The 22,187-nt window shown below is 64.8% G+C and carries 21 protein-coding genes; 9 read left to right on the top strand and 12 right to left on the bottom strand.

What is annotated here, in order from left to right:
* Positions 1-21: 21 nt before the first annotated feature.
* The 3 genes from glnL to glnA all read right to left on the bottom strand — a co-directional run bounded on the left by glnL (position 22) and on the right by glnA (position 3,221).
* Complete coding sequence (glnL, locus tag ACP7EY_RS17600; protein ID WP_426195867.1) at positions 22-1,131, bottom strand: nitrogen regulation protein NR(II); 1,110 nt, start codon at positions 1,129-1,131, stop codon at positions 22-24.
* Positions 1,128-1,631 carry a DUF4124 domain-containing protein gene (locus ACP7EY_RS17595; RefSeq protein ID WP_426195865.1) on the bottom strand — a complete coding sequence of 168 codons (504 nt, stop codon included), beginning with the start codon at positions 1,629-1,631 and terminating at the stop codon, positions 1,128-1,130. The genes glnL and ACP7EY_RS17595 overlap by 4 nt, the downstream gene beginning before the upstream one ends.
* Positions 1,632-1,805: 174 nt before the next feature.
* Positions 1,806-3,221, bottom strand: coding sequence for a type I glutamate--ammonia ligase (gene glnA, locus ACP7EY_RS17590; protein ID WP_426195863.1), 1,416 nt, complete (start codon positions 3,219-3,221; stop codon positions 1,806-1,808).
* 317 nt (positions 3,222-3,538) lie between these two features.
* Here glnA and ACP7EY_RS17585 point away from each other — a divergent pair, with 317 nt between their 5' ends.
* Positions 3,539-3,997 (top strand): rhodanese-like domain-containing protein, encoded by a 459-nt coding sequence (locus ACP7EY_RS17585; protein ID WP_426195861.1) that lies wholly within the window; start codon positions 3,539-3,541, stop codon positions 3,995-3,997.
* 4 nt (positions 3,998-4,001) lie between these two features.
* Here the strand turns inward: ACP7EY_RS17585 and ACP7EY_RS17580 are convergent, their stop codons facing one another.
* The 6 genes from ACP7EY_RS17580 to ACP7EY_RS17555 all read right to left on the bottom strand — a co-directional run bounded on the left by ACP7EY_RS17580 (position 4,002) and on the right by ACP7EY_RS17555 (position 13,077).
* Positions 4,002-5,360 carry a TAXI family TRAP transporter solute-binding subunit gene (locus tag ACP7EY_RS17580; protein WP_426195950.1) on the bottom strand — a complete coding sequence of 453 codons (1,359 nt, stop codon included), beginning with the start codon at positions 5,358-5,360 and terminating at the stop codon, positions 4,002-4,004.
* An 86-nt stretch (positions 5,361-5,446) separates the two neighbouring features.
* Positions 5,447-9,112: a transglycosylase domain-containing protein gene (locus ACP7EY_RS17575; protein ID WP_426195859.1), complete on the bottom strand. Its 3,666-nt coding sequence runs from the start codon at positions 9,110-9,112 to the stop codon at positions 5,447-5,449.
* A 336-nt stretch (positions 9,113-9,448) separates the two neighbouring features.
* The gene (locus tag ACP7EY_RS17570; protein ID WP_426195857.1) at positions 9,449-10,318 is read right to left on the bottom strand and encodes an EI24 domain-containing protein; all 870 of its coding nucleotides are present in this window, start codon (positions 10,316-10,318) and stop codon (positions 9,449-9,451) included.
* Positions 10,318-11,313, bottom strand: a complete 996-nt coding sequence (locus ACP7EY_RS17565; RefSeq protein ID WP_426195856.1) for a sterol desaturase family protein — start codon at positions 11,311-11,313, stop codon at positions 10,318-10,320. Before ACP7EY_RS17565 ends, ACP7EY_RS17570 begins: the two co-directional genes overlap by 1 nt.
* Entirely contained in the window at positions 11,310-12,095 is a 786-nt protein-coding gene (locus ACP7EY_RS17560; protein WP_426195854.1) for a polysaccharide deacetylase family protein, read from the bottom strand. The genes ACP7EY_RS17565 and ACP7EY_RS17560 overlap by 4 nt, the downstream gene beginning before the upstream one ends.
* A gap of 4 nt (positions 12,096-12,099) precedes the next feature.
* Entirely contained in the window at positions 12,100-13,077 is a 978-nt protein-coding gene (locus ACP7EY_RS17555; RefSeq protein ID WP_426195852.1) for a cytochrome D1 domain-containing protein, read from the bottom strand.
* 207 nt (positions 13,078-13,284) lie between these two features.
* Here ACP7EY_RS17555 and ACP7EY_RS17550 point away from each other — a divergent pair, with 207 nt between their 5' ends.
* Together ACP7EY_RS17550 and ACP7EY_RS17545 are read left to right on the top strand one after the other, a co-directional pair.
* Positions 13,285-13,641 carry an FKBP-type peptidyl-prolyl cis-trans isomerase gene (locus ACP7EY_RS17550; protein WP_426195850.1) on the top strand — a complete coding sequence of 119 codons (357 nt, stop codon included), beginning with the start codon at positions 13,285-13,287 and terminating at the stop codon, positions 13,639-13,641.
* A gap of 34 nt (positions 13,642-13,675) precedes the next feature.
* Positions 13,676-13,933 (top strand): acyl-CoA-binding protein, encoded by a 258-nt coding sequence (locus ACP7EY_RS17545; protein WP_426195848.1) that lies wholly within the window; start codon positions 13,676-13,678, stop codon positions 13,931-13,933.
* Between the two features lie 62 nt (positions 13,934-13,995).
* Here ACP7EY_RS17545 and ACP7EY_RS17540 read toward each other — a convergent pair whose 3' ends face one another.
* Positions 13,996-14,274, bottom strand: a complete 279-nt coding sequence (locus ACP7EY_RS17540) for a polyhydroxyalkanoic acid system family protein (protein ID WP_426195846.1) — start codon at positions 14,272-14,274, stop codon at positions 13,996-13,998.
* Between the two features lie 128 nt (positions 14,275-14,402).
* On the opposite strand from ACP7EY_RS17540, the gene ACP7EY_RS17535 reads away from it, so the two are divergent.
* From ACP7EY_RS17535 to nth, 6 genes are all read left to right on the top strand, one after another.
* Entirely contained in the window at positions 14,403-15,878 is a 1,476-nt protein-coding gene (locus tag ACP7EY_RS17535; protein WP_426195844.1) for a hypothetical protein, read from the top strand.
* 290 nt (positions 15,879-16,168) lie between these two features.
* Entirely contained in the window at positions 16,169-16,492 is a 324-nt protein-coding gene (fdxA, locus tag ACP7EY_RS17530; protein ID WP_426112258.1) for a ferredoxin FdxA, read from the top strand.
* Between the two features lie 36 nt (positions 16,493-16,528).
* Entirely contained in the window at positions 16,529-17,620 is a 1,092-nt protein-coding gene (locus tag ACP7EY_RS17525) for an NAD(P)/FAD-dependent oxidoreductase (RefSeq protein WP_426195842.1), read from the top strand.
* 301 nt (positions 17,621-17,921) lie between these two features.
* Entirely contained in the window at positions 17,922-19,157 is a 1,236-nt protein-coding gene (locus ACP7EY_RS17520) for a polyhydroxyalkanoate depolymerase (RefSeq protein WP_426195840.1), read from the top strand.
* A gap of 123 nt (positions 19,158-19,280) precedes the next feature.
* Positions 19,281-19,946: an electron transport complex subunit RsxB gene (rsxB, locus tag ACP7EY_RS17515; RefSeq protein WP_426195838.1), complete on the top strand. Its 666-nt coding sequence runs from the start codon at positions 19,281-19,283 to the stop codon at positions 19,944-19,946.
* Positions 19,943-20,614, top strand: a complete 672-nt coding sequence (nth, locus tag ACP7EY_RS17510; protein ID WP_426195836.1) for an endonuclease III — start codon at positions 19,943-19,945, stop codon at positions 20,612-20,614. The genes rsxB and nth overlap by 4 nt, the downstream gene beginning before the upstream one ends.
* A 21-nt stretch (positions 20,615-20,635) precedes the next feature.
* Here nth and proB read toward each other — a convergent pair whose 3' ends face one another.
* Positions 20,636-21,754 carry a glutamate 5-kinase gene (proB, locus tag ACP7EY_RS17505; protein ID WP_426195834.1) on the bottom strand — a complete coding sequence of 373 codons (1,119 nt, stop codon included), beginning with the start codon at positions 21,752-21,754 and terminating at the stop codon, positions 20,636-20,638.
* 27 nt (positions 21,755-21,781) lie between these two features.
* A complete protein-coding gene (locus tag ACP7EY_RS17500) occupies positions 21,782-22,186 on the bottom strand; it encodes a hypothetical protein (RefSeq protein ID WP_426195832.1) in 405 nt (134 codons plus the stop codon).
* Position 22,187 lies beyond the last annotated feature (1 nt).

Below are 22,187 nucleotides of genomic sequence, written 5' to 3'. Positions count from 1 at the left end.
AGGTCCGGCGCCACGCCGCGCTTATGGCAGGGGCAGCAAAATCCGGAAATCCGTCAATCCAGGCCGGCTCTCGCATTCGATCACACCCAGATGCTGCTGCACGAAGGTTTGCGCCAATGTCAGCCCCAGGCCGCTGCCGCCTTCCCTGCCCGACACCAGCGGGTAGAAAATACGGTCGCGGATCTGCGGCGAGATGCCCGGTCCATTGTCAATGATATGCAAGTCTAATGCCAGCCCATAACGGACCTTCGCCAGGGTCATCTGGCGCGCCACCCGCGTGCGCATGACGAGCTCGGCGTCACCGGCTTCGATGCGCGCCGACAGCGCCTGGGCGGCGTTGCGGGTGATGTTCAGGACCGTCTGGATCAGCTGTTCCTTGTCGCCCCGGAACTCGGGAATCGAGGCGTCGTAGTCGCGCCGAATCGCCAGACCGCTGGGAAACTCGGCCAGCATCAGGCTGCGCACCCGTTCGCACACTTCGTGGATGTTGACGTCGCCGACGATGTGCGGGCGCCGGTGCGGCGCCAGCAGGCGGTCGACCAGGGTTTGCAGGCGGTCCGCTTCCTTGATGATGACCTGGGTGTACTCGCGCAGGGCCGACAGGTGCGCCTCGGGCAATTCGAGTTCGAGCAACTGGGCGGCGCCACGGATGCCGCCCAGCGGGTTCTTGATCTCGTGGGCCAGGTTGCGAATGAGTTCCTTGTTGACCTGGCTCTGATCGAGGATGCGCTCCTCGCGGTCGAGCTTTAATTGCTGCACGTTTTCGCGCAGTTCGACCAGCACTTCATCGTCGCCCACGGCGCTGACGATCGAGTGCACCTGCAAGGGCTCGCGCCCCAGCCGCTCGAGCGACAGGTCCTGGCGCAGGTCGGTGTACTGGTGGGCCAGCGCCTGGCGGCACAGATTGCGCAATTCGTCGGCATTGACGAACAGCTGGCACAGGTGGCTGCGCACCAGCACGCGGGCGGAATTGTCGAGCAGGTGTTCGGCGGCAGGGTTGGCGTAGCGAATGTTGTCGTCGGCGCCGACCAGCAGCACGCCGGAGGCCAGCAATTCGAGGCCGCCCAGGCGCGCGGCGATGGCGGCGCTGGCAGCAAGGGACGACGGGGTGGCGGGCGCGGGGGGACTCATTTGATATTGGCAATCTCTCGTTTCAGGGCGTCGATGTTCTTTTCGGCGCGGCCGATGCTGTCTTTCAGTTGGACCACGCGCTCCTGGTACTTGGCGTAGTTGCGTTCATTGCCCTGGCGCTCAGGTTCGCCGCCGTTGAATTCGCGGCGCAACTCGGCCAGTTTCTTTTCTTCGTTGCGCAGTTCCTCGTTGAGGATGGCGCGGCGCTCGTCGTCGCGCCCCTTCTGCTGGTAGCTCGACACCTTGGGAAAGTCGGCCGGCGCCGCTGCCGCCGGGGTGGGCGCGCGCCCGGCGCCGGTGGCCGGTCCGCTGCGCGCCTTCGGGGGCGCCACGATGGTGCTGGGCAAATCGAGGCTCTTGCAGTTGCGCTTGGGCGTATCGGTAAATTCGATGCGGCCATCGGCATCGACGCATTTGTAGATGGTGGTGTCGGCGTGCGCCGCCGTGGCCAGCAACGCCGCCAGGGCGGCGAAGGCATGGACGTACGGGCGGCTTGTCATATACATCATCAATAGTCAGGCACGCTGCGCGTGCGCAAAATAGGCTCAGCCCGAATATACCTGAAACGCAAAAAAGCGCGGCGAAAGCTGTCGCTTTCGCCGCGCTTTACCACCGCTGCGCCCGTTTCGATGCCGTTCAGACCAGGTCTGTTGGCAGCGAAACAAGCCGCCTTCTTACAGCGAGTAGTACATGTCGAATTCGGCCGGGTGGGTCGTCATGCGCATGCGCTGGACGTCCTGCATTTTCAGTTCGATGTAGGCATCGATCATCGAATCGCTGAACACGCCGCCGCGGGTGAGGAACTCGCGGTCCTTGTTGAGCGCGTCGAGGGCTTCTTCCAGCGACGAGCACACCGTCGGGATCAGCGCGTCTTCTTCAGGCGGCAGATGGTACAGGTCTTTGGTGGCCGCTTCGCCCGGGTGGATCTTGTTGGCGATACCGTCGAGACCGGCCATCAGCAGCGCGGCGAAGCACAGGTAGACGTTGGCCAGCGGGTCCGGGAAACGCGTTTCGATACGGCGGCCTTTTGGATTGGCCACGTGCGGAATGCGGATCGAGGCCGAGCGGTTACGGGCCGAGTACGCCAGTTTGACGGGGGCTTCGAAACCTGGCACCAGGCGCTTGTACGAGTTGGTGCCTGGGTTGGTGATGGCGTTGAGGGCCTTGGCATGCTTGATGATGCCGCCGATGTAGAACAGCGCCGTTTCCGACAGGCCCGCATAGCCGTCGCCGGCGAACAGGTTCTTGCCGTCTTTCCAGATCGACTGGTGCACGTGCATGCCCGAGCCGTTGTCGCCAACGATCGGTTTTGGCATGAAGGTGGCGGTCTTGCCGTAGCTGTGGGCCACGTTCCACACCACGTATTTCAGGTTCTGGGTCCAGTCGGCGCGCTCGACCAGGGTCGAGAAGCGGGTGCCGATTTCATTCTGGCCGGCGCCGGCCACTTCGTGGTGGTGCACTTCGACGGGAATGCCCAGCGACTCAAGAATCAGGCACATTTCCGAACGCATGTCCTGGAACGAGTCGACCGGTGGCACGGGGAAGTAGCCGCCCTTGACGGTCGGACGGTGGCCGCTGTTGCCGCCTTCGGTCTTGGCGTCGGTCGACCACGAAGCTTCGTCTGAATCGATCTTGACGAAGCAACCCGACATGTCGACTTTCCAGCGCACCGAATCAAAGATGAAAAATTCTGGCTCGGGACCAAAATAGGCGGTGTCGCCGTGGCCGGACGATTTCAAGTACGCTTCGGCGCGCTTGGCGATCGAGCGGGGATCGCGGTCGTAACCCTTGCCGTCCGACGGTTCAATGACGTCGCACTGCATGAACATGGTGGTTTCTTCCATGAACGGGTCGATGTTGGCGGTGTTCGGGTCCGGCATCAGGATCATGTCCGATGCTTCGATCCCTTTCCAGCCGGCGATCGACGAGCCGTCGAAGGCGTGGCCCGACTCGAATTTATCGAGATCGAAGTGCGAAACCGGCACGGTGACGTGCTGCTCTTTACCGCGGGTATCAGCAAAACGGAAATCAACAAACTTGACTTCGTGCTCTTCGGCCATCTTCAACACTTCTGCGGCGGTCTTTGCCATTCAAAATCTCCTAAATGAAATAAGGGGTGCACCAGCCTTGCAGCGGCGCAAACACAAGGACAATCTTAGCAGAATCCATGCCAGCGGGAGCGCTGATCGGGAGGGAACTTTTTGCGGCGAATTACGGCGGCTCGGGGCCAAACGGCCCCATCCGTGATCCGGGGTGCGTGAAAATGCACCAACTAAATGCACCACCATGGTGCGTCAACACAGACTGGCACCGCCATGGTGCGGACCGCCCCACAAGCGTGGTGCGCCGCCGTCGTCATATAATCGCCTGATCGCCGCCGCGCCACTTTCCATGATGGGAATGACTCATGAGCACCACCGAACAGCTGTTAGCCATCGCCCGCTCGCGCGGCGCCGACCAACCGTATGCGGGCGCCGTCACGCCGGCCGAAGCGTGGGAGCTGCTGCGCCTGCAGCCAGGCGCCAGGCTGGTCGACGTGCGCACCAACGCCGAACGCCACTGGGTTGGCCAGGTGGCGTTGCCGCCCGGCCAGCACATGGCGGTCGAATGGACCAGCTGGCCCAGCGGCGTGGTCAATCCCCAGTTTATCGAGCAGCTCGGCGCCATCGCCGCCCGCGACAACGTGTTGCTGTTCCTGTGCCGTTCGGGGGTGCGCTCGCGCCACGCGGCCAAGCTGGCCACCGAGCACGGCTACAGCAATGCCTTCGATATCCTCGAAGGCTTCGAGGGCGACAAGGACAGCGCCGGCCACCGCAAGACCAGCGGGGGCTGGTGCCACGCGGGGCTGCCGTGGATCGGCGGCTAAGAACCTAAACGCGCGCCGGCTCCGGCTCCGGAGCCGGCTGCGCCGCCTTCAGGCTGGCGTTGACGCGCTGCCGCACGAAATTGATGTGACTGCGCAAGCCGTACAGATTGTCGGCGAATGCCAGCGGAATCGACAGGCGGTTGACGCGCTCCTCGATGTCGTCGAGACGCGCGAGCAAGCCCGTGCACACGCCGGCGCGCTGGTCGGCGGCGGCTTCGTCGAGCGCCTGCTCGACCGCGCGCAATTGGCCATACCAGCGGTACAGGCGCGACTTGATGCGCCACACGTACAGGGGCGGCACCACTTTCGAAAACGGCAGGATCAGCGCCGCCAGCGCCACCACCACCACCCACAGGCGGTCGAACAGATTGGCGACCCAGAACGGCATATAGCGCTGCAGCAGCGGCGCACCGTCCTTGTAGAACTTGGCCGCCTCGCGCGCCACGGGAATCTCCGTGTACTGGCTTGATGGAAACTGCCCCTGGCGCTGGAACCAGCCGGCGCCGCCATGGATGTCGCTGGCGGCCTGGACAAATAATTCGATCAGCGCCGGATGCAGGTCGCTGCGCGCCACCAGGGTGGCGGTGGGGGCGATCAGGTGATAGTCGCGCGGCGGCAGGTCGCGGCCCAGGTCGACAATGCCGCGCGGCAGCACCACGTGCTCGAGGAAAGGCAGGCGCCGCGCATAGGCTTCTGCCTGGTCGAAATTGGCCAGCCGGATACCCGGTGTTTGCAGCAGCATCTGCACCAGCAGCGCGTCGGGGCCCGATGAAAACACCAGGCCGTCGATGCGCCCGGCCAGCAGTTCCACCGTGGCGGGGGTGTTTTCCAGCGCGCCGAGGCGCAGTTCTTCCGGCGCCACGCCATTGAGCGCGAGCACCTGCTTGAACAGTTTCGGCACGCCCGTGCCTTCCGGCCCCAGATTGATGTTCAGGCCCTTCATCTCGCTCAGCTGGGTCGCCTTGACGGAATCGCGCAGGAACAGCCACACGGGTTCCGTGAACAGGCTGCCCAGCGAGACCAGGCCCTTGCGCTGGGCCTCGAGCTCGTCGGTCGAGCCGCTCTGCACGAACGCGACATCGACCGTGCCCTCCTGCAGGCGCTGCAGGTTTTCTTGCGAACCGAGCGAGGGCACCAGGGTGACCTTGATGCGGTCCTTCGCCAGCTGCGCCGCATATTTTTTGCCGAAGCCGTCGTAGGCGCTGTTTTCCTGGCCGGTGGCCAGCCGCACCTGGCGCGGCGGCGCCGGATCGACGATGACGTAGGCGAGCAGGCACAGGCCACCCACCAGCAGCATGGTGGGGCCGGCGGTGGCGACCAGGTCGCGCAGCGAGAACTGGGTGAATTTACGGATCCGTGACATCAGTTGGCGTGGTGGCTTCATGGGGGGCTACCATGCCAACAAACGGCGCAAGATGCAAGCGAACGACGCCTCCCCCACGCCGCTTCTTAAAACAATTCTTGCGGCCGTGGGGCGGGCTTGACGGTTTTTTTATCGGCGGCCGGCTTGCTGTCGGCGGGCTTCTTGTCGGCGGCCTTGTTCTCGACTGGCTTCTTGTCGGCTGGCTTCTTGTCGACTGGTTTCTTGTCGACTGGTTTCTTGTCGATTGGCTTCTTGTCGCCATCGGCTTCGTCAGCAGCCTTTTTGTCGGCCGCTTTTTTGTCAGCCGCTTTCTTGTCAGCCGCTTTCTTGTCGGCCGCTTTTTTCTTCGCCAGCGCCTCCTCGTCGCTTACCTTGGGCGCCGGCTTGGCCTCGTCGGCCAGCGCTGGCTTGACAGCGGCGCTCGCCACCGGTGGCGCCAGCAGCGCCGCGGCGGCGGCGGCAGCTTTCGCCGCTGCCGCTTCCTCGGCCACCAGTGCCGCCTTGGCCGCCGCGGCCGGATCGATCATCGGCATCAGGGTGGGCGCCAGCGACACCAGCAATTGCACCGGCAAGGCGCTGGTAAAGTCGTAGTTGGCGGCGTCGGGGCCGTGCACATAGGCCGTCATGCTGCCAAAGAAACGCTCGCCAATATTGAACACGAACGTGGCCGAGCGGTTCACGAAGCGCGATTCGATCAGCCGTCCGCCCGCGCCATACACGTCGAAGCGCTGGTCGCCCGTGCCGGTCTTGCCGCCGACCAGGATGATGTTGCCATCGGCGCCCACGAAGGCCGACTTGACGCGCTTGGCCGTGCCGATGGCCACCACTTCGCGGATGGCGTCGGCGGCCGTGCGTGCCACTTCCGGGGCAATGACCTGCTCGAACTTGTCTGCCTTGGCGTGTTCGACGACGGTTTCGTACGGCGTGCCGGCGGCGAAATGCAGGGCGTCGATTTTCTGCACGGGCTTGCGCACGCCGCCGTTGACGATGATGCCCATCATTTCCGCCAGCGCCGCCGGCCGGTCCGCCGAGGCGCCCAGCGTCGTCGCGTACGACGGCACCAGCGAATCGAAGGGGTAGCCCATTTTTTTCCACTGCGCGTGGATTTTCAGGAACGCTTCCACTTCCAGCAGGCCGGCGATGCGGCTGTCCTGGGCATGCTTGCGGTGGGTGTTGAACAGCCACGCATAGACTTCCTGGCGTTCCTTGACGCTGGCGTCGGCCACTTCTTTCCAGCCGGCGTTCTGGTGCGTGCGCAGGTAGCCCACCACCCACAGTTCGAGCGGATGCAACGAGGACACATAGCCACGGTCGGCCAGCGACATATTGGCCGCCGCGTACTGCTCGTACAGCTTGGGCAGGCGCTCGGGCGGCAGCTCGTTGGCCGACGGCAGGTTGCCGGTGACGAAGGCGCTAAATTGCGCCAGGGTCTGCTCCGGGAACACGGTGCGATGGACGGCGGCCAGGCGCGAGGCGGTGGGGCGGAAACTCGCCAGCAGTACTTTTTCCGCGTCCTGGGGCGACTTGCCCTTGTACTTGTTGAAGAAGCGGGCGAGGAATTCGCGCCCTTCGCGGTCGGCAAAGCGGGCCAGGTACTCGGCGCGGCGGGGATCGTCGGCGTCGGCCAGCAAGGCCGCGGACGAACCGGGCAGCTGGAACATGTAGTAGCGCACGACGTCGCGCATCAGCCGCACGAACACCAGGTTGGTGGAATTTTGCAGCGCCTGGTGGACGGTCAGGATGCGCGCGTCGTCGAGTTTGCTGAAGTTGCCGAAGTGGTGCAGGCCGCCGCCCGTGAAGAAGCCTTCGCCGGGGTTGCCCGAATACGTGCGGTCCATGGCCGCGTCGAGCATGGGACGCAGGCCCCGGTCGGCGCCGCTCTTGAGGGTGAGGAAATAGTCCTGGCCCCACAAGCTCATGCGGTCTTTCGGGTCCGCCACCACCTTGCGCAGTTCGGCCGTCGACATCGGTTCAAAGCGCTTGTGCAACTGGTCGACGATGTCGAGATAGGACACCAGCGTGCGCAGCTTGGCGGTGGAACCGAGGTCCAGTTTGGCGCCCTCGTTGATGTCGAGCGGCTGGTCGTAGTTGTCGGTCTGCACGCGCAGGTAATTGGCGGTGGCGCCCTTCTCGATCAGGGTGAAGCTGTAGACCACGTTGGCCGGATTGCCGTTGCCCAGCATGCCCTTGCCGGTCAGGCCGGCGGCGGTCGCCGTTTCGGTGTCGCGCAGGCTGCGCAGGCGCTCGGTGACGGCCTTTTGCGCGGCCGCATTCAAGGTGCTGGCCACCGACAGGTCGAGCCGGTCGAGGTCGTACAAGCGGGTGTCGCCCAGCAAACCGGCCAGGTGGGTGCGTACGGCGTTGGCCGCCTTGCGCGTGGTAAAGCTGTTGGCCGCTGGCGGCGCGATGCCGGTGCCGGCGGCCGGGTGCAGTTTCTGCCTGGCGGCCAGGTCGCGCAGGCGCGGCGTGATGACGCCGGCGGCGGCCAGCACGCGTAGGTGGGTGTTGGTCAGCTCTTCGAGGTCGGTGGCGCCGGCGCCCAGGTAGTGGGCCGGACGGCGCTGGGCGATGAACAGGCTGAGCGCTTCCTTGTAGACCAGCGCCGCCTCGGGGCTGTCGATGGCCCCCTTGAGGGCGCTGTTGACAGTGGCGAAATCGCGCCCGTACCAGACCCACATGCCATCGCCGATGCCATTGACTTCGCCGTAACCGAGCTTGGCCGACAGGGGCACCGTGTTGATGTATTCGACGACGATCTGGCGGCGCGCATTGGTGGTGTCTTCGCCGCCCTGGTAGGCGCGCAGCGTGGCCGAGAACATCTGGCGCAGCTTGTCCTGGAGCGAACCGGTGCGCCCGTCGGGCGAGTGGCGGTATTTTTCGATCTGGGTGGCCAGCGTGCTGCCGCCGGAGACGCGCTTGTCGCCGCCGGTGACGGTGTGCACGGACTTGTCGAACACGGCCTTGCTGAAGCGGTCCCATTCGATCGCCGGATTGCGTTTCGGATAGGTGGGATCGAGCAGTTCGCGGTTTTCGATGAACAGCAGGCTGCTCACCAGCGGCATCGGGGTGGCGGCAAAATTGTCGTACACGCGCTCGGGGAAGCGCGCGCTGAACAGCGGCTCGCCGCCGCCGTCGCGGATGTCGAGACCGACGCGGGTCTTTTCGCGGTAGGTGGAAAACACCCCCCGGTCGGCCAGTTCCAGCATTTTCGGCGACATCCGCGCCTGCGCCGTGACGACGTAATCGTGCCCTTTGAGTTTGGCCAGGTAGTCGGGCAGCTTGGCGTAGCCGAGCCGCTCGTCGTACGGGCTGTCGGAGGGGAAGCGGATGGCGTTGCTGGGGCCCGGTTCGAGCTTCCAGGAAATTTTACGGGCCATCTGGGAAAACACCTTCGCCTGCATCGCCGAGGTGCGCGATTCGTCCACCACCCACCAGGCCGCCAGCGCGATCAGGATCAGCAGCACCAGGGCCAGCACCAGCTTGAAACGGCGGCGCCGCTTGGGCGGCACGGGTGCCGGCGCGTCCGCTACGGGCGGCGCGGCCGGTGGCACGGGCACCGGCGCGATCGCAGGCACGACGGCCGCGTCAGCGAGGGCGGCGTCGCCGCGCTCATCGACGGTGATTTCGGCGACGTCCGTATCGGCACCAAAACCGGGCTCGATGCGCTCGGCGGTGTCGCCCCCGTTGCTGGTCTGGCCCTGGCGAACGGCGGCGGCGCCGGCGTTCTGGGAGGTGTGTGTCTGACTTTCCATGATGGCTCAACCAATGTAATTCTAACGTTCTGCGGCTCCATGCCGCAGGCGATGATCGCAGGCGACCCGTCGCCATCCTTGCATGGGTTTACCTGCACCGGTGGAGCCGCTGCAAGCGCACCTCGCATCCGGGTTCGGACGAGGCGCTCGCGCGGCTACCATTGCACCACATCGGAACTGTGCGTACGTGGGCAGGAACGACAAAAAACCGCGCGCCGGATTTTTTTCGCAAAAAAACAACGGCGCCCGTGGCGACGAGGCCGCCAGGCATTATCGAAACCACATGAGGGCATCATTGCCCGCTTCGGGCAGGGCGCGGAGATCGGGCGCGACGGTTCAGTTCGGCAACGGCGAGCGGCCCTGGCCAGGACCGCTTGCGTCCAGGCGTTCGCCCTGCTCCGCGGCGCTGCGCAGCACGTGCAAGGCAGTGAGCAGGTAGTGCTGGAACCACAGGCCGGTGAAGATAAAAATCACCACGTAGAGCCAGATCGAGACGATCGCCAGCACCGGGAACAGCAACACGGAAATGAGCGCGCCGCCGATCCACGCCAGGCCCGGCAGCGCGCCCGCCACGCCCGACACCATGCCGATCGCCAGCAGCGCCTTGCGGTGCTGGCGCAGCAGAACGCGCCGCTCGTCGACGCTGGCAAACTCGGCCAGCGCGTCGTAGGCCATCACGCGCGCCGTCAGCCAGCCCCACAGCAACACCTGGGCGACCACGAACAGGGGCGGCAGCAGGTACAGCGGCAGACTGATCAGCCACAGCACGACGAAGATGGCCAGCGCGCCCAGGCTGGTGGCCAGGCTGCCCGCCAGGCTGCCGCCTGCTTTCTTTTCAAGCGGGCCCAGGCGGCTGGCCTGGCGTGCCGCGACATGGCGGCCGATGGCCGGCATGGCGGCCAAGCCCATGAACAGCAGCGCCGTAAAGATCATCAGGGGCAACAGCAACAGCATCGCCACCAGCGGCACCACCACCGTTTTGAGCACCCCCATGCCGAACATGGCCAGCATGCCGGCGCTGGCGGCGTAGGCGCCGTGTTCGGCAAACAGGACCTGGACGGCGTCGACCAGCGGTTGAAAGCCGACATAGAGCAGCGCCGCCCACAGGGCCACCGACAGCAGGCAGGGCAGCACAGACAGCAGCAGCATGCGGCCGCTAAATTGCGACGCCAGCGCGCGCCCGAAGGCGTCGAGGACGGCGCGCATCAGCGCGCTCGCCGACGGGCAAATTCGACCATGCGTTTCAGGCCGTACCACTGCTGCTGCCAGAAGCCGCGGCCGTAGTTGCGCCCGGCGACGACGGTGCCATTGGCATCGACCCGCTCGAGCTGATCGCGCACGCCCGTGTCGGCGTAGCCCTGTTCAAAGCGGGCGGTGCGAAACAGCAAGTCCCACACGGGCAGCAGCACGCCGAAGTTGCAGCCGCCCAGCGAGCCACGCCCCTTCGACTCGTGGCCGACGCCGATCGCGTGGTGGGTGCGGTGAAAGCGGGGCGAGACCAGCAAGCGCTCGCCGATGGCGCCGAAATGGATGCGCACATTGGCGTGCTGGACACTCTGGACGATGCGCGAGACCGACACCAGCAAGATGAACTGGGCGGGCGGCACGCCAATCGCCAGCGCCACCATGGCCATGAAAATGTCGCGCAGCAGATCGTCGAGCAGGTGGTTGCGGTTGTCGCTCCACAGGTTCATGTCGCGCTGGCTGTGATGCAGGCTGTGCAAGCCCCACCACCAGCCGAACTGGTGCTGGGCGCGGTGGAACCAGTAATCGCAGAAATCGAGCACCACCAGGTAGAGCAGGAAGCTGCCCAGCGCCGGCAGGCCCGGCAGCATGGCTTCCAGGTTAAACGGGTGCACGCCCTCGAGCCGCAGCAGGCCGGCCAGGTGGTCCATCAAGGGATCGAGGGTGAAAAATATGGCGATCGGGAACAGGCCGAGGCGGTGCACCAGGGTGTAGAGAAAATCGTTCAGGCGCGCGCGCTTGTCGTGAAAGGGGTGCACGGGCAGCAGCGCTTCGAGCGGGCGCAGCACCAGGTACAGGGCGGCCAGTTCGACCATGCCGATCAAGAACCACTCGGTGCCTTCGAAGGCTTCCTCGGTGTACTCGCCGAGGCCGCTGACGAACAGGAACGGTTCGACGGCGTGTTCAAACAGCCAGCCCTGGGCGGAGCCGAACAGATCGATGAGAAACTGCATCATGGCGCTTTCGGAAAGTCGGGGTGCTCACGCAGTGTAGCGAAACACAGGTGTTTTTGCTTGAGGCCGACGATCAGGGGGTCGAGGTTGGCCGGCGCCCATGGGTCCTTGCGCGACCAGATGCCCATATGGGCGAGGAAAATATCGCCGTCGCGCAAATTCGCCAGCGACTGCTTGAGCAGCGTGGCGTTGGAAACCACCTCGCTCGCCGTTTCATCGCCGGAAAAGCCCGCCGGCGCCCAGCCGAAGTGCTGGTAGCCGCAGGCCTTGCCGGCGGCAATGCTGCGCGCCGAGATCTTGCCGCCCGGTGCGCGCCAGATGGGGTCGAGCGCGCGCCCCGTCAACTGGCGAAAGCGCTGGTCGACGCGCGCGATCTCGCTGCAATACTGGGCCGGCGTCCAGCGCAGGCTCTGGCCCGCCTGCGCGCCGAACTGGGGCTTGACGCGGAGCGCGCCGGCGTCTGCATCGCCCTTGTAATACACGTGATCGAAAGTGTGGCTGCCGAAGGCGTGCCCTTCGGCCACGCGGGCCTTCCAGAACGCCGCCCAGGACGGATCGAGCGACCAGTCGCCCCGCGTGGTTTTTTCATTGGCCAGAAAAAACGTCGCCTTGACCTGGTGCCGCAGCAAGGTCGCGGCGATCAGTTCCGCCTGCGACTGGCTGCCCGTATCGAAGGTGAGATAAATGGTGCCGCGGCAGGCGCTGTCGGCGGCCAGCGCGGGCGGCGCCGAGGCGACGGCGGCACAGGCGGCCACGGCGCAGGCCCAGCTGGCGCGCGCAGTCATGGCGTCACAGCCGCGCGGCCGCGTCCGCGAAGAACACGCCGTGCGGCGAACGGCCGACGGGAATGAGCTTGAGGACCTTGCGGCTGGCGACGTCGATGACGGCCACCTTCTTGATCCACCGCAAGGTCACCCACAGGGTCTTGCCATCCTTGGTCAGCTCCATGCAGTCGGGACCGCCCGGCACATTGATGGTGCCGACGTTTTCGAGCGTTACCTGGTCGATGATGTTGATGGTGTTCGACACCCGGTTCGACACGAAGGTATGGCGCTTGTCGCCCAGCGAGCGGAAATTGTGGGTGCCGTCGCCGGCCTTGATGCGCTTGACGGTTTTTTGCGTGCGCCAGTCGATCACTTCGACGTAATCGGCGCCCATGATGCCGACCAACAGGTATTTGTCGTCCGGCGTCATGACGATACCGGCCGGCAGTTTGCCCACCGGGATCGTCCACTTGACCGTTTGCGTCACCAGGTCGATGGCGCTGACCTCATCGCTGCCCTGGCGGGTGATGAAGACGGTGTCGCTGGCCTTGTTGAAGGCCATGTGGCTGGGCAGCTTGCCAAGCGGAATACGCTTGTTCAGGGTCAGGTTGGCGCCGTCGTACTTGTAGATGTCGACCCGGTCCAGGCGCAGCGAGGCGCTGACGAACCATTTTTGATCGGGCGAGAAGCCGATCTGGTAGGGATCGAGCACATCCTTGATGGTGCGCTGGATCTTGCCCGTGACGGGGTCGAGAAAGATCAGTTCGTTGCCGACCGAGCTGGCCACGATCACCGACTTGTTGTCGGGCGTGGCCATCAGGTGGTGCGGCTCCTTGCCGACCGGGATGGTGGCCAGTTCGGCATAGGTTTGCTGGTCGAGCAGCTTGATGGTGGCATCGCGTGAATTGAGGATGACGACGACATTGGCGTGGGCAGATGCGACACAGCCCAGCAAGACCACACACAGGAAAGACGAGTACAGCCGGTTGAAACAGCGCAGCATGGAGGGGTTTCGCTCGAAAGGGCCAAAATGCATATTCTACGTGGAAATTCACCCCCTCATGGGCTCCATTGCGACAATCGGCGCCCCGCCGCAACAGCGAAAACGGCCACGATGTCGCTGTGGCAAGCTCCCGTCAGCGCATCGTTGGCGGTTTATTTCGTCTTGCACTACAATCCCCCATCACTTTGACCATGAAAGAACGACACCATGTCCACCATTACCACTGATTCGGGCCTGCAATACGAAGACGTCACCACGGGCGAAGGCGCCGAAGCGAAAGCCGGTCAGCACGTCACCGTCCACTACACGGGCTGGCTGCGCAACGACGACGGCAGCAAGGGCAACAAATTCGACTCGAGCAAGGACCGCAACGACCCGTTCCGTTTCTCGCTGGGCGGCGGCCAGGTCATCCGCGGTTGGGATGAAGGCGTGCAAGGCATGAAAATCGGCGGCCTGCGCCGTCTGACCATCCCTGCCAGCCTCGGCTACGGCGCGCGCGGCGCGGGCGGTGCGATTCCCCCCAACGCCACCCTGATTTTCGACGTCGAACTGCTCGGCGTCTGAATCGCCTGCTCGACTTAACTTTCCAGGAGACTCCATGAGCTTGCAAGACCAGTTCGTCCAGGCCCAGGCCGATTCGAAAAACCTGCCCGAACGTCCCGACAACATGACCTTGTTGAAGATCTACGGCCTGTACAAGCAAGCGGCCAACGGCGACGCCGTGGGCGAGCGTCCCGGCTTTACCGACATGGTCGGGCGCGCCAAGTTCGATGCCTGGGACGGCTTGAAAGGCACCTCGAACGAGGCGGCGATGCAGCAGTATGTCGACCTGATTGAGGAATTGAAGGACGCGTGAGCGACCTGACCGTCCCGTAAAAATGGCGCCCGCGGGCGCCATTTTTTTCGCAAGCGCCGCAGCTATCCCGCAAACACCTTCTTCATGCTGGCGGCCAGTTTCGCCCTGATCGCCGGCGCCATCGCGCCCATCAGAAACCCCAGCCGCACGGCCACTGCCGCCCTCCCCGCCGTCAGCACCAGCTCGCCCGCCACGCCGCTGCGCTTGAACCGCAGGGTGTCGCCATCCCACACGCAGACCAGCTGGAAGTCGCGCGCCAGCTTGTCGGTGACGGCCTGGGCCGCCAGGCGCGCCTGTTCCTGGTTCAGCGCGTGCGCCTGGACGATGTGGATGTCTGCCATGAAGTGTGTCTTCCTGCCTAAAATAAATGGCAGCCATTCTAATCGAAACACCATGCCTTGATGCATCTCAAGCAAGGGGATGGCAAGCGGCGCGATCATTCCCCTTGGAAATAGATCGAGGAGAGCACATGGACACCCGCGATGGCGACGGCCAGCGGCCGGCAGGGGCCGCTTCCGCGCCGGGGGCCGTCCCGGTCCCCACTGCCGCCTGGCGCGCCCACCGCAAGGCGGCGCAATTGCTCGAGCAGCCGGGGCGGCCCGGCAGCCTGGGGCCCGGCCAGCAGCACGCGCCCGACATCGCCTCTCCCGTGCCCCTGCAATTTGCCTTCGGCGCCCGGGTGCTGATGTGGAAGCAGGATCCCTCGGTCAGCGAAATCGGCACCCGCAAGGCATTTTTGCCGGGCGTGGTACTCGACGGCCCCCGCGACGCCCGGATCGTCTCGAGCGACCCGGCCATCGCCCCGGTCAGCCCGAATGCGTTCGGCGACTTCGTCACCACCGCCGACACCCCCCAGTTCGACGCCGTCCACGCCTTCGCCGTGGTGCGCCAGACCCTCACCATGTACCAGCGCGCGCTGTCGGCGGCGGGCGATCCGATGCCCTTGCCGTGGCAATGGAACAGCAGCGTCGACACGGCGCCCCTGCAGGTATTCGCCTACGGCTTGCCGAACGTGATGAACGCCTTTTACAGCCGCGCCCAGTGCTGCCTGAAATTTGGCCACTTCGTGTCCGATCAGGACGGCAGCCGCGTCTACACCTGCCGCTCGTTCGACATCGTGTCGCACGAAACGGGCCACGCCGTGCTCGACGGCCTCAAGCCGGCCTGGCTGGACGCGGACAATCCGCCACAGACGGGCGGCCTGCACGAGTCCTTCGGCGACCTGACGGCGATTTTTCTGGCGCTGTCGCAACTGGACCAGTGCGAGGCGGTGATCGCCCAGACCAAGGCGCGCCTGCACGACAAGACCTTCCTGGCCGACATCGCCGAACAGTTCGGCCTGGCGCTGGGCACCGCCACCGGCCTGCGCAACGCCGACAATGACCTCACCATGAGCGAAGCGGGCAGCGAAGTGCATGCCCTGTCGCAGGTATTTACGGGCGCCGTCTACGACATCCTGGCCGATTGCTTCGCCACCGAGCGCGATCCCCTGTTGCGCGACGATGGGCTGGTGCTGCACGAAGTGGGCGCTTACCTGCGCGCGCTGGTGCTGCGCGCGCTGGTGGCGGCGCCCGAGATCGCCCCGGCGTATGCCGACGTCGTCAACGCCATGCTGCGCCTGTCGCTCGAGGATGGCAAACCGGTGGCCTACCGCAACAGCATCCGCAACCGCTTCGCCGTGCGCGAAGTGGTCACCTCGCCCGTGCCCCTGAGCGAAGACCACGCCGACGCCGTGGTGCTGGCGGCGCACGTGAAGGACGCGCCCGGCGTGCAGCAGGACCGGCGCGCGTGCTGCGGCACCATGAACCTGGCCGAGTATTACGCCATCGACAGCGTGCTCGATGGTGAAATGGCCGCCCTGGCCCGGTGGTGTGCCGAGCACGGGCGCACCGGCGCGACCGAAATGGTCAGCGACGCCATGATCGACACGGCGGCGCGGCGCTGAGCCAGCGCCCGCTTTTCCGCACATTTCCCGCACATTTCCCGCCATTTTTCGCCCGATTTCAGTACCGCACCGAGCCGCCATTGCCCACCCGGGCGCTGCCGCCATCGGCCGGCCGGCCGCGCGCCGCGCCGCCGGCCCGTATATGCTTATGCTGAATGTATCTGGCGCGTCAATTGTGGGAAAAAGCGAATTGCCTTAAAATACAGTGCTTTGCCTTGGTTGGCGAACTCATCTCCAGCCCGCTTTTGGCGCGATACCCCCGCATTACCCAATTCTTTGATAGGACTGTTATGACCCACGTTGTCACCGAATCATGCATCGCCTGCCGCTACACGGACTGCGTCGATGTGTGCCCGGTAGATTGTTTCCGGGAAGGGCCAAATTTCCTCACCATCGACCCTGACGAGTGCATCGACTGCGCAGTCTGCGTCGCCGAATGCCCCGTGAATGCCATCTACGCCGAGGAAGACGTGCCGGCCGACCAGGTCAAGTTTATCAAGATCAACGTCGATCTGGCCCGCAACTGGCCGTCCATCACCAAGACCAAGCCGGCCCTGCCGGACGCGGAAAAGTGGAAAGACGTCAAGGACAAGCTGGACCAGCTGGTGCGCTAAGCGTCCGTTCTTCTCAAAAAAACCAGGAATTCAAGCATGACAATTTCTCACGAGGCGGCCATTGTCGCTCCCAACAGTTCGTTCGAAGGCGCCATCGACAGCGATGCCGTGATCATCGGCGCCGGTCCCGTCGGCCTGTTCCAGGTATTCGAACTGGGCTTGCTCGAGATCAAAGCGCACGTCATCGATTCGCTCGCTGCCGTCGGCGGCCAATGCGTCGAACTGTATCCCGACAAGCCCATCTACGACATTCCCGCCGTCCCCGTGTGCACCGGCCAGGAACTGACCGACAACCTGCTCAAGCAGATCGAGCCGTTCGAGCCCACGTTCCACCTGGGCCAGGAAGTCACTGTCGTGCAGCGCCGTGAAGACGGCCGCTTCAACGTCGAAACCTCGACCGGCACGCGGTTCATCACCAAGACGATTTTTATCGCCGCCGGCGTGGGCTCGTTCCAGGCCCGCACCATCAAGGTCGACGGCATCGAAGCGTTCGAAGGCACCCAGTTGCACTACCGCGTCAAGGAACCTGCCCTGTTCGAAGGCAAGAACCTGGTCATCTGCGGCGGCGGCGACTCCGCCCTCGACTGGGCCCTGAACTTTGTCGGCAAGGCCGAATCGGTGGTGCTGCTGCACCGCCGCGACGACTTCCGCGCGGCCCCCGCCTCGGTGGCAAAAATGAAAGCCCTGTGCGACGCCTACGAAATGCAGCTGATCACGGGCCAGGTCACCGGGTTCGACAGCAAGGCCGGCCAGCTGAGCGAAATCAAGGTCACCGGACCGGACGGCGTCACCCGCCGCGTGCCGCTGGACATGCTGCTGGTGTTCTTTGGCCTGTCGCCCAAACTGGGCCCGATCGCCGACTGGGGCCTCGATATCGAGCGGCGCCAGCTCAAAGTGGTCAGCACGGAAAAATTCGAGACCAATGTGCCCGGCATTTTCGCGGTCGGTGACATCAACACCTACCCCGGCAAAAAGAAACTGATCCTGTCCGGCTTCCACGAAGCGGCCCTGGCCGCCTTCGGCGCCGCGCCTTACATCTTCCCGGACAAAAAGATTCACATGCAATACACGACCACGTCGCCGAAATTGCACAAGATCCTCGGCGTCGAAACGCCGGTGTTCGACTAACAACGTTCCGTTTCCGTACGGATACAAATGCCCTGCTTGCAGGGCATTTTTTTTGGATGTGCGCTCGACCACCGACGCGTTGGTAAAAATCGTGATAAAACATTGACTGCCGCAACGCACGACCGTCCAGACAGCGGGCAGAGTTCCTGCCCTCGCACTTGTCAATCAGCAGTAAGGTCCGGCTGCTACGCTGGCCGACCCAAGCTTCAAGCTGCACCGTAGTGATGCAATACAATAATGCAATGCTGGCCTGCGCGGCAATGCCGCCCGCGCGGCCCGCGCCACACACCGAAAGAAAATCATGCTCTACCAATTGCACGAGATGCAGCGGTCCCTTCTGACACCCATGATGCAGTGGGCCGACGCCTCCGCCAAGCTGTTCTCGAACCCCGTTTCGCCGTTCGCCCACACCCCGTTTGCCCAGCGTATCGCGGCCGGTTACGAATTGATGTACCGCCTCGGCAAAGACTACGAAAAGCCGGCCTTCGATATCAAGGACACCGTGATCGACGGCAATACCGTGGCCATCGTCGAACAGGTGGTCGACACCAAGCCGTTCTGCCGCCTGCTCCATTTCAAGAAAGACCTGGCCGAGGCCGCAATTGCGGGGCTCAATCAGCCGACCGTGCTGCTCGTCGCCCCCCTGTCGGGCCACCACTCGACCCTGCTGCGCGACACCGTGCGCGGCTTGCTGCCCAAGCACGACGTCTTCATCACCGACTGGACCGACGCCCGCATGGTGCCCGCCGCCAGCGGCCCGTTCCACCTCGATGACTACATTTTCTATGTGCAGGATTTCATCCGCGATCTCGGTCCCGAGGTGCACGTCATTTCCGTCTGCCAGCCCACCGTGCCCGTGCTGGCCGCCATCTCGCTGATGGCCACCAACAAGGACCCGAAACTGCCGAAGACCATGACGATGATGGGCGGCCCCATCGATCCCCGCAAGTCGCCCACCGCCGTCAACGACCTGGCCACCGAAAAGCCGTTTTCGTGGTTTGAAAACACCGTGATCTACGCGGTGCCATCGAATTTTCCCGGTTTCGGCCGCAAGGTCTACCCGGGCTTCCTGCAGCACGCCGGCTTCATCGCCATGAACCCGGGCCGCCACGCCCAGAGCCACCGCGAGTTCTACCAGCACCTGGTGCGCGGCGACGACGAACCGGCCGAGAGCCATCGCCAGTTCTACAATGAGTACAACGCCGTGCTCGACATGCCCGCCGAGTACTACCTCGACACCATCAAGACGGTGTTCCAGGACTTTTCCTTGCCACGCGGCACCTGGGAAGTGGGCGGCCAGCTGGTGCGCCCGCAAGACATCACCACGGTGGCCCTGCTCACCGTCGAAGGCGAGCTCGACGACATTTCCGGCGCTGGCCAGACCCAGGCCGCCCATGAATTGTGCTCCGGCATCCCGGCCGACATGCAGCAGGATTTTGTCGCCCCCGGCGCCGGCCACTACGGCATCTTCTCGGGCCGCCGCTGGCGCGAGGTGGTCTGTCCGAAGATCACCGAGTTTATCGCGCAGCACCGCTAAGACCTGATAGCGCGACCCAGTCGACGGCGCCAGCTTGCACGAGCTGGCGCCGTTTTTGCGTTTTTTACGTTTTTTGCGCGATGGCCCGGCGTGAGATAATGGTGTTTTGCCAGTGCCCGCACCGTGACCAAGACCTTAGCCGACCTCATCGAAGACGCCCTGCCGCAAACGCAATGCACGAAGTGCGGCTATCCGGCGTGCCGGCCGTATGCCGAGGCCATCGCCGCCGGTGAGGCCCACATCAACCAGTGTCCGCCCGGTGGTCAGCAGGGCATCGAGCGGCTCGCCGCCATCACTGGCCAGCGCGTCATTCCCCTCAATCCCGTCAACGGCTTCGAGCGCCCCCGCTCGGTCGCGTTCATCGACGAATCGCTGTGCATCGGCTGCACCCTGTGCATCCAGGCCTGTCCCGTCGACGCCATCCTGGGCGCGGCCAAGCAGATGCACACGATCCTGCCCAGCCAGTGCACCGGTTGCGACCTGTGCGTGGCGCCCTGCCCGGTCGACTGCATCGTCATGTTCCCCGTCACCGGCGACGCCACCGGCTGGAACGCGTGGACGGCCGAGCAGGCCGAGGCGGCCCGCGCGCGCCACGATTTCCGCAGCGCCCGCCTGCAACGCGAACGCGAAGAAAACGACGCCCGCCTGGCCGCCAAGGCCGTGGCCAAGCTGCGCGACGTCAACGCCGAGACGAGCAATACGCCAGCCGAACTGGCCGAGAAAGAGCGCAAGCGGGCCATCATCGCCGCCGCCATCGAACGGGCGCGCCAGAAAGCGGCCAAGCCATGAACGGCGCCAAGCGCCTGGAAATATTTACCCGATTTCGTGCCAACAACCCCCACCCCACCACCGAGCTGGCCTACACCACGCCGTTCGAATTGTTGATTGCCGTGCTGCTGTCGGCGCAGTCGACCGATGTGGGCGTCAACAAGGCCACGCGCAAGCTCTATCCGGTGGCAAACACGCCGCAAGCGATGCTGGCGCTGGGCCTGGACGAACTGAAAACCTATATTTCCAGCATCGGCCTGTACAACACCAAGGCGAAAAATGTACTGGCGACCTGCCAGATCCTGGTCGACCAGTACGGCGGCGCCGTGCCCCATTCGCGCGAGGCGCTCGAATCCTTGCCGGGGGTGGGCCGCAAGACGGCCAACGTGGTGCTCAACACGGCCTTTGGCGACCCCACCATCGCCGTCGACACCCACATCTTCCGGGTGGCCAACCGCACCGGCCTGGCGCCCGGCAAGACGGTCGAGATCGTCGAGCAGAAATTGCTCAAGTTCGTGCCGAAAGACTTTCTGCAGGACGCCCATCACTGGCTGATTTTGCACGGCCGCTACACCTGCATGGCGCGCAAACCCCTGTGCTGGAATTGCGTCATCGCCGATCTGTGCGAGTACAAGCAAAAAACCGCCGCGCCCGAAGGGCTGCTGCCGCCGCAGCCGGTGCCCGCCTAAAGCGCCGCAGCGCCGTGCTGCCTACATCAGCACCATATTATCGCGGTGAATCAGTTCCGGCCCCTCCAGGAAGCCGAGAATGGCCTCGATCTCCGACGACGGCTTGCGCATGATGCGGCGCGCTTCGCTGCTCGAATAATTCGACAGCCCGCGCGCTACCGCCACGCCGTCCTCGCCCACGCAGGTGACCACGGCGCCGCGGCCGAATTCGCCACTGACGGCGATCACGCCGATCGGCAACAGCGATTTGCCCTCGCGCGTGAGCTTTTGCACGGCGCCCGCGTCGAGCGTGACGCTGCCCGCCGTGTGCAAGTGGTCCGTCATCCACTGCTTGCGGGCGGTCATGCGGCCCGTGTCGGCCAGCAACTGGGTACCGATCGCCTCGCCCGCCGCCAGCCGCGTGAGCACGTCGCTGTCACGGCCCCAGGCGATGATAGTGTGGGCGCCCGAGCGGGCGGCGCGCTTGGCGGCGAGGATCTTGGTGAGCATGCCACCGCGGCCCAGGCTGCTGCCGGCGCCGCCCGCCATCGCTTCGAGCGCCGGGTCGCCCGCGCGGCCACTGGCCACCAGCACGGCCGCCGGGTCCTTGCGGGGATCGGCGCTGAACAGGCCATGCTGGTCGGTGAGGATGACGAGGGCATCGGCCTCGATCAGGTTGGCCACCAGCGCACCGAGGGTGTCGTTGTCGCCGAACTTGATCTCGTCGGTCACGACGGTGTCGTTCTCGTTGATGATCGGCACCACGCCCAGGCGCAGCAGGGTAGTCAGGGTCGAGCGCGCATTGAGATAGCGTTCGCGGTCGGCCAGGTCGGCGTGGGTCAGCAGCACCTGGGCGGTGCCCAGGCCGTGGGCGCGAAAGCTCGTTTCATAGATTTGCGCCAGGCCCATCTGGCCCACCGCGGCGCAGGCCTGCAATTCGTGGATATCGGTGGGACGCGATTCGAAACCGAGCCGCAGCATGCCCTCGGCGATGGCGCCGGAACTGACCAGCACGACCTGCTTGCCCAAGGCGCGCAGGGCCGCGATCTGCAGGGCCCAGCGGGCAATGGCATCATGGTCGAGGCCACGGCCGTCATTGGTGACGAGGGACGAACCCACTTTGATGATAATGCGCGAGGCAGTGTGCAAAACAGATTTCATCGGCGGCCCGTAAGACTGAAATAAACGTTACTCGATTTTAACCGGCCCGGGTCGTAGCGCCAGCAAGCCCACGCCGATAGCTACCTCGAGCGCGCACACGGCCAGCAGCACGCCGTGCGGCAAGCCGATCAGGGTGGCCGCCGCCAGGCGTCCGGCTGGCTGGGCCAGGATAAACCATGCGGTAAGGTCGCCGAGGATGGGTGCTTGACCCGGCCTGGCCGCCAGCAGCGCCAGGGCTGCGGTAGCGAGCCTGGTGCCGACGTAGATGGCGTAAAACTGGCTGTAGCCGTTCACGCCAACGAGAAACAGGCCCATGGCGGCAGCGACCCGGTCAGGGTCGAGCAGGGCCGCCAGGGCCGACAGCGAACCGAGCAAGGCCGTCAGCTGCAGCAGCTGGCGGCGCCATCGGTTCAGCGTCTGGGGAGACGCCAAA

It is taken from the genome of Massilia sp. DWR3-1-1, from assembly GCF_049898325.1.
In the GTDB taxonomy this organism is placed as follows: Bacteria; Pseudomonadota; Gammaproteobacteria; order Burkholderiales; family Burkholderiaceae_D; genus JAFCUW01.
Note: the sequence above shows the minus strand (reverse complement) of the source record. Positions and strands in the feature narration are given on the sequence as shown.